Source organism: Spirochaetota bacterium (assembly GCA_004297825.1).
In the GTDB taxonomy this organism is placed as follows: domain Bacteria; phylum Spirochaetota; class UBA4802; order UBA4802; family UBA5368; genus FW300-bin19.
In genome coordinates this window covers 17,994-27,699 of sequence record SCSX01000083.1, presented here as the reverse complement: position 1 = coordinate 27,699, position 9,706 = coordinate 17,994, and the positions used below count along the sequence as shown (strand labels likewise).

Genomic DNA, 9,706 nt, shown 5'->3' with positions numbered 1-9,706 from the left:
GCCGTCGATAACCCCTTTGAGCCCCAGCTTGAATACCGCGCTCACCCCTTCGGCCATGAAGGTGTCCGCGTAGAATTCGTAGTATTCCTGGGTATGCTGGTCGTACTCGGTGCCGCACGAGGAGCACTTGGCTATGGGGATCTCCTCACGGTCTTCCCCGCTGCTCTCGACGCGCGCGCCGCCGGTGAGCGCGCCCCCGCATTTCGCGCAGATGATCGCCTTTACTTCCTGATCGCCCGCGGGCACCTTTTTTCCAGGACGGGCCTTTTCGTTATCCGCCATCGCTCATGCCTCGATCGTGATGTCCCTCTTTAAGAGCACGCGTCCCGTGAAGAGCTCCACCTCGTCCTCCGTCCATTCTATGGAGGTTTTCTTACCGTCGCAGATACCGTCGATATAGCTCACCTCTTCGCCGGGCTCGAAGTAGTGGAACAGTTCTCCCTCGCCGCCCTCGATGACGGCCCTGCCCTTTTCCTTGATCATCACCCGGCGTTCGCCCATCATGATGTTCGCGCCCGCGCGCACTTCCGCGAGGTCCGCGGGGACCCGGGCGATCTCGGTCATCTCGGTGAAGAGGGTGTAGGTCCCTTCGTCCTCGGCGAACCAGGCTGGCTCGCCGTCGTACTCTATGTACCATTCGTCGAAGAAGCCGCCCTGGTACTTGTACCGGAGCCTCCCGTGCGCGACGAAGGGCTTCCCGAGCATGGTTCCCCTGCACCCTATGGAAAGGAGCGAGGGGAAGTCCGCGAGCTTCGCCTGCGTGCCCGCGATATCGAGCCCCGAGCCCGATATTTTAAGGTGCGAGCCGCAGTAGGCGCAGATAATGACCTTGCTGAAACGGTTCTTTATCTCGAGCGGCGCGCCGCATGAGGCGCATGCGTATCCGGCCATGGCCTAGCCGAGCTTCTTCCCGCACTCGGGGCAGAATTTCGCCCCCGGCTTGACGACGGCATTGCAGGAGGGGCAGTTCGTCTCCTGCATGTTCGCGCCGCATTCCGGGCAGAACTTCGCGTCCGCGGGAACCTGTTTATTGCATGCGGGGCACGCGCGCGTAACGGCCATTTCCTTTCCGCACGCGGAACAGAATTTTGCCTGGGGGGCGTTCTCGGCCCTGCAGTGCGGGCATAGCACCTTTGACTGGTCCTTCGAACCGGACATGGCGCCCTGCATCATGTCCTTCATCGCGGCGCCCATGCTCGCCCCGGCCCCCAGGCCCATCCCCGCGCCCATCATCCCGCCGCCCCCTTCCGCCGACGCCGCCTTCTCCATCGTGTCGAAGGTGCGTTTCATCTTGTACGAGTCCTGGCCCAGGATGTCGATCTCGGCCTTGTCCGCGAGGGCCTTCTTGAGGCGCCTGACCGATTCGTCGTCCTCTGGAACGTTGATTGACTCCACGACGAAGCGCACGAGCTCCACGCCGAACCCCGAGAAATCATTCGCGATCCTGTCCTTGCCCGAGGACCCGATCTCGTCGAGCAGGGTCGCGATCTTGAGGACGCTGATCTTCTGTCCGTAGAGCGTCTCGGAGATGAAATCCTGGAGCTTGGGAAGGATGATCAGGTCGCGGAACGACGTCCCCATCTGCTCGGAGCTCGCGGCATGCCAGGTGCCAATCGCCATGATGAGGAGCGCGCGCGCGTCGACGACCTTTATCGAGTACGAGCCGAACGCCCGCACCGGGATCGCGACGTTGTACACAGGGTCCTGTAGTTGCAGCGGGAGCTTGGTCCCCCACTTCATGTTGGGGACCTCGGTCTTGTTGATGAAATAGACCTCGGCGGGAAACGGCGACTGCCCCCCGAAGGGCAGGTTCACGAGCTTGTCAAGGAGCGGGATGTTCCCCGTCACCAGGGTGTGCCGGCCGGGCGCGAACGAATCGAGCGCCTTGCCATCCTTGAATAGAATCGCCTCCTGGTTCTCCATGACGAACACCTGCGCCCCCAGGGAGATGGCCCCCTCGGGAAAGCGGTAGATGATCTCTCCGGGCGCGTTTTTCCATTGGACTATGTCTATCAGTGCCATCGTGTTCTCCGGGAAACGGGTATGTATCGTATGTAACAAAGATTTTTCGCCGGGTCAAGAAAATATTGCCCTGCGCAAGGCGGTACCGCGCTATCGGACTTGTGCCGCAGATCAGGAACGGGGAGGAAAGGAGAAACGTTTGTGAAAAATTTTCGGGCGCCGATACGGCTACGTGTGTAGCGATACGCGAACCGTCCAAGGCCGCCTCATTCCCCGCGCCGAAGCGCGACTGCACCGTAGGCCGTTGCCATCGCCGCGCACAGTATCCATATAATGATCTCCCTGCCCGAGACGCCGAAAGGCCCGCCCGGAAAATCTCTTGACAGATACCTCGCCGCTCTTAGTATATCCGCGTTTCCCATGAATGCGGAACCTTTTGCCGCCGGACACGGGAAAAGTCTTCGGTGGGTGTAGCTCAATGGTAGAGCCCTGGATTGTGGTTCCAGTTGTTGCGGGTTCGATCCCCGTCATCCACCAACTTACCGCGCAGCCGCCTTAAAACCGAATCGTCACGGCATTTCCCTTCCTGTTCCACTCCACGCACGCGACGTTTTTCAAAATGTGTATTCCCCTCCCATTGCGCTTGAAAAAACATTCGGGCCGGCGGGGATCGGGCACGGCCTCGGGATCATAGCCGTCGCCCTCGTCCGTTACAACTATATCCAGCGATGACCGCCGTAGAACAATCGTGAGATGGACCTTCTTGCCCGCATCGTTCATGTTTCCGTGCTGGACCGCGTTCGTGAGCGCCTCGTCCAGTGAAAGGGCGTAATAATATTCATCGACCCGAAGCGCGGCCCCCTGTTCCTTTAAGCTGCGGAGGTATTCAATCGCTTCCCGGACTACAGGCGCGATCAGGGCGGCATCCGTGTGAATGTATTTATTAAAGGGCGCTACGTTCGTACGGGGCATGGTCAATCGTGTATCATTGCAATCAAATTGTCAATATGGTTTTGAAATTCGCCCGGTTTTTATCGCGCGCGTTATGTGAATTTGAAAATGCGAGTCGCCGCTTCACCTGCTGAGGGCGTCCACCGCCCCGATCACGATCTCCGGGTGCGCGTACTGCACCATGTGCCCCGTGTTTTTCAGCGGGATAAGTTTCACCGGGGGGACGGTTTTCTGCAGCCATACCGAATCCTCGAACGGCACGAGCCTGTCCGATTCCCCATGAATGACCGTAACGGGTTTCATGATGTATTTATAGGAGCGAGCGAGTTCCTCGACGCTTTCGCTAAAGCGCGTCTCCTCCTGGGAGGTCGTAACGATCACCTTTGTCTGCAGGAAGACCGTCATGCGTTTAACCAGGAAGTCGGCGGTCATCAACGATCCGTTGGGATAGAACGCGTCCCCGAATCCTTCCTCGACCATTCCCTTTCCCAACAGTCGCGCGGCGAGCGCCGCGAAACCACGGCCAAGGATGGGTATCCTGTTCAGGTAGAACACGGGATCGACGCCGTCGATCGCCCTGCAGACGCCCGCAATCGAAATGAACGCCTTTATGCCCGCGGGGTCGAGCGACGCCAGGGCGAGCGCGATCCCCCCGCCGTACGAATGCCCCACGACGATCACGTTTTTCAATCCCATGCCGTTGATAACGCCGCGCGCGAAGCGGGCGTTATCCTGAATGGTGTATTCAAGCTTGAGGGCGCTGCTGAACCCGTGCCCCGGCCGGTCATATGCCGTTACGCGATACCTTGCCGCAAGCGAGTCGAATACCGGGTCCCAGTCCTCGATGCAGCCCGGAAGTCCGTGTATGAGAAGGAGGTCCGGCCCCTTCCCGTGCTGGTAGCAGCGGATCTTTTCTCCCTGGACCGTTATATAATTCCCCTTGAAGGAGGAGGGAATCTCGATCCTGTCCCCGCTCACGATCCCGGCGATCACCGGCACGATGACAAGGGCGCACAGCAGTACGCCCGCAATGATATAAAGTTTTTTCATACGCCCCACGCTTATCTGTTTATTCCGCCGACTCACATCCCCAGCCGCGTCTTCATAGCCTGTACGGCCCGCTCCGCCTCGACCTTCACCGACTCGTTCCTGTCGCGCGCCGCGGCCTCGAGCCCTTCCAGCGACCTGGGTGAAGGTATATGTTCGAGCGCCTTCACCACCTCGAGGCGTACATCGTAAAATTTGTCATCCAGGAGCTTTACCAGCGCATCTATCCCGTCCTGTTCCTTGAGGGTTCCGATAGATTTTACGGCTGCGATGCGCACCTCCTTGTACTTGTCCGCACTGGCCCTGACGAGGAGGGGGAGCGCCTCCTTAAGGCCCAGGTGGCCGATGCGCGCGGCCGTCTCCATGCGGTCGTGCTCATTGCCCTCCATTTTCCTGACGAGCATGGTGAATTGCGAATCGTTGAGCGCCTTGAGCGCTTCCGCGGTGCCGATACGCTCGAGGGCTGCGCGCGCCGCGGCCCGCACCTCGGGATATTTATCCATATACGCCCCGATGAGCGGGTTCACCGCCCGCGCGTCCCTGATCTCGCCCAGCGCATGTATGGCCTCCACGCGAATATGAATATGCTCGCGTTCCAGGCAGGTTATGAGCTTTTCCACGACATGAACATCCTTGAGCATTCCCAGCGTCTTTATCGCCGCCAGCCGCACGGACAGGTTCTTGTCCTCGATTGAAGCCGCGAGCACCGCAGAGAGCCTCTGGTCGCTCACCCCCCGGGAGCCGATAAGGTGCAGCGCCTCGATCTTGTCGCCCGGGGAGCCGTCCCTGAGTATCTGCTCCAGGTTCTCGACCATTTCCTGGATATTCACCTCGCCGAATTTCAGCGTGGCGACCGTTCGCACGCGCGGATCCTGGTCATGGAGGAGCTTTTTCATCGCATCGAGGGCCGCAGTGTCGCTTGTCTTGGCCAGCGTGAGCATGGCGCTTATGCGCGTGTCCGGGTTTTTCGAGGAGAGCAGGTTTATGAGCCCCTGCGTATCGTTTTTTTCCACAAGCTTTTTGAAATTAGGTCCAAAAATTCCCATGGGTCTACCGCCATCGTTGGTTTATGTGGCCTGTATCACTCAGGCAGAGACTACAATGCCGAGGCGAATAATTCAACTTTTTTCTATGGTGGCAGATTAACGGAAATGGGGTCAGCGGCAATCGATCGGCTTCACGAGATCGCGTATTTTGCCGTTCCCACCCGCTTCCATGAATTCATCGGCGACCCTGCGGCTAGCAGATGCCACCTTCTTCCAGCACGCGACGCGCTCGTCGTCCCGTCCCCGGAAGAGCATAAAATCGTCACGATCGGGAATCTTTTTACCGGGGAGGGAGTCTACGAAACTTTTCGAGGGGGACACGAGCAGAACGTTTGACATGTTCGCTCCGGAGGGTTTCCTCCGGGGTAGCGACTTGTCGAACCACCCGGGAATGATGTACGGGTAGAAGTGAGGATAGAATACCAGGTCCTCCGGCCCCGCGGCGAAGGGCATGTCGAGATGGTAGTCGATAATGCCACCGTCCCTGTAGGTCCCCCCGGGCGCACCCTTGATGCCGTGTATGCCGCTCATCACGAGTGGTATGGAGCCGGAGGCCATGATCGCCTCGCGTATATTCAGCGCGGTGAGGGGTATGTGAACGGGCGGGAAATCGTTCATGGGCGCGAACGGCGCCGCCTCCCGCGGGTCGGAGAATATCGAGCGCTCGTAAAAATAACTCAGCAGCGAACGATGCGCAAGGTTCCCAAGCGCCGCGCCCGCGAGACAAAGCGAAAGGGGAAGCCGGAGATCGCTCGCCCCAATTCCTTTCGCCCTGACCGTGATCACCGAGAGCCGCATAACGGGATTGCTCAGGATGCTTCCCTCCTGCCCGCCAAGGTAGGCTTCCATGATTTTCTGCGATTCCGCAGTCACCTCCACGGCCGTGGGGCGCCGCGCGTAGCGCTGATTCACGTACATGTCTTCGAACGTGCGCATCGCCTTTTCGGGGTTTTTCGAGGCAAGGGCCGCCAGGCGCCACGCCCCAATCGACGAGCCGACGAGATGGAGCGGCTTCTTTCTCCGCGCGAACATCGACGGGAGTATCTTGTCGAATCCCGCGAGCACGAGCCACTTGGGCCCTCCCGACGCGCCGGCGACGATTTTTACAGTATCAGCCTTGAAGCCGCCGTCGCGGACGAGTTCGATAGCGCGCGACCCGGCCCTTATCTCGATGTTTTCGTACATGCGTTTCCTCTTGGTTTAAATGAATAAAATCCCCTGCCTGCATATTCTGCCGATTGCTTAAGTCCCCCTCCGGGGGATTTAGGGGGCCTCCTGAGGCAGTTGTTGTGATATTGGTAGGCGATTTCTTTAATTCTCTCCCTTGAGAAACCCGGGCCTGCTGAACGCAGGGTTGGGATATTCGTAGAAGCCCTGCTTGCGTTTCTGTCCCAGCCGTCCCTGGTCGACATATTTTTTAACGAGATCGGCGTTGCGCAGCGCCTGGGGGTCCTTATTTTTCTGCGCCCAGAAATTAGTTATGTGCCATACGGTATCGAGGCCTACGCTGTCCATGATCCCGAAGGGCCCTATCATCATATGCGTCACACCCATCCAGGCCCTGTCGATATCTTCCACCGAAGCCACCTCGTTGGCCGCAAGGCTTTGCGCGGAGAAGAAGAGCGCCGAGAGCATCGCGTTGAACACGTACCCGTGGTTTTCTTTCGTGAGCATGATCGGGAGCTGGCCGGTGCGTTCCGCAAAGGCCTTCACGAGCTCGATTGTCTCGGGTGAGGTTCCGGGGTGCGGCATGATATCGACGACGTTCGTCATCCTCGTGTCGTGAAAATGGTAGGCGAGAAACCTTTCGGGTCGTCCCGTCTGTGCCGCAATGTACGAGGGGAGCAGAGTGGACGTGTTCGTGGTGAAAACCGTTCGTTCGGGGCAGAGTGCATTGAATTGCGCGAACACCTTTCCCTTGAGCGCGGGGTCCTCGGGCACTGATTCGCTTACGAGGTCGGCGTTCGCCGCCGCGTGCGTGGCGTCGGTCGTATAGGATATCCGCGCGAACGCGGCGTCGCTCTCGGCCTGGGTAATCTTTTTCCAGTCGACGCTGCCCTTGAAAATGTTCTGGATCCTCCTCCGGGCGGTCTGGAGCATCTCCTCCTTGATGTCGTATATGACGACCTCGTATCCGCCAAGGGCGCACGGAACGCTTATCTGCTGTCCCATTGTCCCTGCGCCAATTATAAGCACCTTCTTAACGTCTTCAATTTTCATGGCGTGCCTCCTGCAATAATTATGTATGCCTTTACCATGCTGCCGCCTGCCGGCACTCGTATGGTTCGATCCATTCTTTACATCTAGAGCCCCGATTCACCGATTATCCTGAGCGCCGTGTTTTCCCCGATCTTCACACTGAAGATGAGCATCCTGAATCGTTCGTCCTTCGACTGCCCATGGTAAAACCGGTAATAGATCTGCTGCGCGATGACCGCGAGTCGGAATATTCCGAAGCAGTAGTAGTAATCGATGTTCCCCGCGTCCACGCCCATCGTGCCGGCGTACAGCTCGGCCTGCTCGCGGCGCGAGAGCATCCCCTCCACGTTCGTGGCCATCATCCGCGCGAACTGGAGCTCCTCGGAATCACCCGGCTCGACCCAGTACGCCAGCGAATTCCCCAGGTCCATGAGCGGGTCGCCTATAGTCGCCATCTCCCAGTCGAGAACCCCAATTATGTTAAGCGGGTCGTGTTCGTCCAGCACCACGTTATCGAACTTGTAGTCGTTGTGTATCAGCGACGGCCGCGGCGAATCCGGGGGCATCTTTTCCTGGAGCCAGCGCATCACCGTCTCGAAATCAGGCGCGTCGGGCGTGCGCGCGTCACGGTAGCGGGCGCACCATCCGTCGACCTGCCGCTTCACGTATCCCTGGGGTTTGCCGAAATCCTCGAAACCGATCTCACGGTAATCGAGCGCATGAAGCTCACAGAGCACCTTGATCAGGTTCGCCGAGAGCGCCCGGGCGTTTGCGGGCGTGAGCATAAGGTCCTCGGGAAGGTTTCTCCTGAGGATGGTTCCCCTGATGCGCTCCATCACGTAAAACGGTGAGTCCATAACCGACAGGTCGTCGCAAAAGAGCACCGGTTCAGGACAGTAGCGGAAATGCGGTTTGAGCACCTTGAGCACCCTGAACTCGCGTGCCATGTCGTGACCCGACTTGGGCTTCTTCCCCCGCGGCGGTCTTCGAAGAACCATTTCCCGCCCTCCCGATTTCAACAGGAAGGTGAGATTGGAATAGCCTGAGGCGAATCGGGTGACGGTCATGGGTTCTTCCAAACCGGGCACCGCCTCCCGGAGGAGGCCCCTCACCCTTTCAATATCGAATTCTTCACCCGTATACGCCGCGGTGGGTTCATCGATCCTGGCCATTGCATTCTCCAATGCGCGTTAATCGTCGCTCCCGGAGTGTCGTCGGGTTCCCCGGGATTTTCCGTTTATTTCTGGTACTTGTTCAGGTAGCGGCGGGCGAATGATGACTTGTGAACCTCGTCCGCACCGTCGTATATGCGCGCCGCGCGCTCATGCCTGAAAAAGTACGCGATGATCGTGTCGTCGGTCATGCCCAGGCCCCCATGCACCTGTAGCGCCCTGTCCACCACGCGCTGCATGGTGTTCGCGACTACGAACTTGATGAGCGCGATCTCGTCCCGCGCCTCCTTCGCCCCCAGGTTGTCGATCTTCCATGCGGCGTGCAGCGTCATGAGGCGCGCCGCATGGATCTCCGCCGCCGATTCCGAGATCCAGGACTGTATTATCTGCCGCGTGGCCAGGGTCTTGCCGTCGGGCGTGATCTTTCGTTCGCTCGCGCGCCGGCACATGAGGTCGAACGACCGGTTGCAGATTCCGATCCAGCGCATGCAGTGATGGATGCGTCCCGGTCCCAGGCGGTCCTGGGCGATGATAAAGCCCATGCCCTCCTTGCCCAGGAGGTTCGCCTGCGGCACCCTGCAGGACTGGTAGAGTATTTCCCCATGACTCGCGTAATCGCTCCCCGAATGGCCCATGACCGGAATGTTGCGCACCAGGTTGAACCCGGGCGTATCGGTGGGAACGATGATCATGCTCGCCTGCTGGTACAGGGGCGCCTCCGGATTGGTCACCGCCATAACGATGGCGAATTTCGACCCGTCCGCGCTCGATGTGTACCATTTCTGCCCGTTTATAATGTAATCGCCCCCTTCCTTCACCGCGGTCGTCTCCATCATCACCGGGTTTGAGCCGGGCATGTTGACCTCGGTCATCGAAAAGCAACTGCGGATGTCCCCCGCCGCGAGAGGCTTGAGGTATTTCTCCTTTTGCTCTTTTGTGCCGTGCTGATGCAGGATTTCTATGTTCCCGGCATCGGGCGCCTGACATCCGAATACGTAATGGCCCAGGGGAGAGCGGCCCAGCGCCTCGGACACGAGTCCGTGCTCCACGAGCGGAAGTCCCATGCCGCCCAGGTCCGCCGGTATATTGGGTCCCCAGAGCTCCATCTGCTTGACCATCTTACGCTTCTCGGCGAGCAACCCCACCATGTCGCGGAACTCCGCGTTGACGAACTGGTGTTCGAGCGGGATGAGCTCTCGGTCGACGAACTCGTTGATCATTGTGAGGATGGTCTGCATTTTATCGGATATTCCAAAGTCCATAGCGCCCCCCTTACCTGGTTATTGTGCCGTTATAGGCGGGATTTTGACCGATTCGCGTATCGGTCAT

The 9,706-nt window shown here is 59.0% G+C and carries 10 protein-coding genes and 1 tRNA gene; 1 reads left to right on the top strand and 10 read right to left on the bottom strand.

Annotation, left to right across the window (positions count from 1 at the left end):
- From EPN93_18445 to EPN93_18435, 3 genes are all read right to left on the bottom strand, one after another.
- Positions 1-282: hypothetical protein (locus EPN93_18445; protein TAL31140.1), on the bottom strand; the 282-nt coding region annotated here is incomplete at its 3' end.
- Between the two features lie 3 nt (positions 283-285).
- Positions 286-891, bottom strand: a complete 606-nt coding sequence (locus EPN93_18440) for a DUF4178 domain-containing protein (GenBank protein ID TAL31139.1) — start codon at positions 889-891, stop codon at positions 286-288.
- 3 nt (positions 892-894) lie between these two features.
- Entirely contained in the window at positions 895-2,022 is a 1,128-nt protein-coding gene (locus tag EPN93_18435) for an SPFH domain-containing protein (protein TAL31138.1), read from the bottom strand.
- Positions 2,023-2,426: 404 nt separating this feature from the next.
- Here EPN93_18435 and EPN93_18430 point away from each other — a divergent pair.
- Positions 2,427-2,498, top strand: a tRNA-His gene (locus tag EPN93_18430).
- Positions 2,499-2,517: 19 nt separating this feature from the next.
- On the opposite strand, the gene EPN93_18425 is transcribed toward EPN93_18430, so the two are convergent.
- From EPN93_18425 to EPN93_18395, 7 genes are all read right to left on the bottom strand, one after another.
- The gene (locus tag EPN93_18425; protein TAL31137.1) at positions 2,518-2,934 is read right to left on the bottom strand and encodes an ATP-binding protein; all 417 of its coding nucleotides are present in this window, start codon (positions 2,932-2,934) and stop codon (positions 2,518-2,520) included.
- Between the two features lie 102 nt (positions 2,935-3,036).
- Complete coding sequence (locus tag EPN93_18420) at positions 3,037-3,963, bottom strand: alpha/beta hydrolase (protein ID TAL31136.1); 927 nt, start codon at positions 3,961-3,963, stop codon at positions 3,037-3,039.
- A 32-nt stretch (positions 3,964-3,995) separates the two neighbouring features.
- On the bottom strand, positions 3,996-5,006 hold the full coding sequence (locus tag EPN93_18415; GenBank protein ID TAL31135.1) for a HEAT repeat domain-containing protein: 1,011 nt from the start codon (positions 5,004-5,006) through the stop codon (positions 3,996-3,998).
- 111 nt (positions 5,007-5,117) lie between these two features.
- On the bottom strand, positions 5,118-6,191 hold the full coding sequence (locus tag EPN93_18410) for a patatin-like phospholipase family protein (GenBank protein ID TAL31134.1): 1,074 nt from the start codon (positions 6,189-6,191) through the stop codon (positions 5,118-5,120).
- Between the two features lie 126 nt (positions 6,192-6,317).
- Positions 6,318-7,226: a 3-hydroxyacyl-CoA dehydrogenase gene (locus EPN93_18405; protein TAL31133.1), complete on the bottom strand. Its 909-nt coding sequence runs from the start codon at positions 7,224-7,226 to the stop codon at positions 6,318-6,320.
- Positions 7,227-7,309: 83 nt separating this feature from the next.
- Positions 7,310-8,377, bottom strand: a complete 1,068-nt coding sequence (locus EPN93_18400) for a phosphotransferase family protein (protein ID TAL31132.1) — start codon at positions 8,375-8,377, stop codon at positions 7,310-7,312.
- 65 nt (positions 8,378-8,442) lie between these two features.
- Positions 8,443-9,639, bottom strand: coding sequence for an acyl-CoA dehydrogenase (locus EPN93_18395; protein TAL31131.1), 1,197 nt, complete (start codon positions 9,637-9,639; stop codon positions 8,443-8,445).
- Positions 9,640-9,706: the final 67 nt, after the last annotated feature.

Excerpts from the sequence above, each read along its gene's own strand:
- EPN93_18440 (TAL31139.1), bottom strand. The coding sequence starts at position 891 with ATGGCCGGATACGCATGCGCCTCATGCGGCGCGCCGCTCGAGATAAAG.
- EPN93_18405 (TAL31133.1), bottom strand. The coding sequence starts at position 7,226 with ATGAAAATTGAAGACGTTAAGAAGGTGCTTATAATTGGCGCAGGGACA.
- EPN93_18410 (TAL31134.1), bottom strand. The coding sequence starts at position 6,191 with ATGTACGAAAACATCGAGATAAGGGCCGGGTCGCGCGCTATCGAACTC.
- EPN93_18400 (TAL31132.1), bottom strand. The coding sequence starts at position 8,377 with ATGGCCAGGATCGATGAACCCACCGCGGCGTATACGGGTGAAGAATTC.
- EPN93_18395 (TAL31131.1), bottom strand. The coding sequence starts at position 9,639 with ATGGACTTTGGAATATCCGATAAAATGCAGACCATCCTCACAATGATC.
- EPN93_18420 (TAL31136.1), bottom strand. The coding sequence starts at position 3,963 with ATGAAAAAACTTTATATCATTGCGGGCGTACTGCTGTGCGCCCTTGTC.
- EPN93_18425 (TAL31137.1), bottom strand. The coding sequence starts at position 2,934 with ATGCCCCGTACGAACGTAGCGCCCTTTAATAAATACATTCACACGGAT.
- EPN93_18415 (TAL31135.1), bottom strand. The coding sequence starts at position 5,006 with ATGGGAATTTTTGGACCTAATTTCAAAAAGCTTGTGGAAAAAAACGAT.
- EPN93_18435 (TAL31138.1), bottom strand. The coding sequence starts at position 2,022 with ATGGCACTGATAGACATAGTCCAATGGAAAAACGCGCCCGGAGAGATC.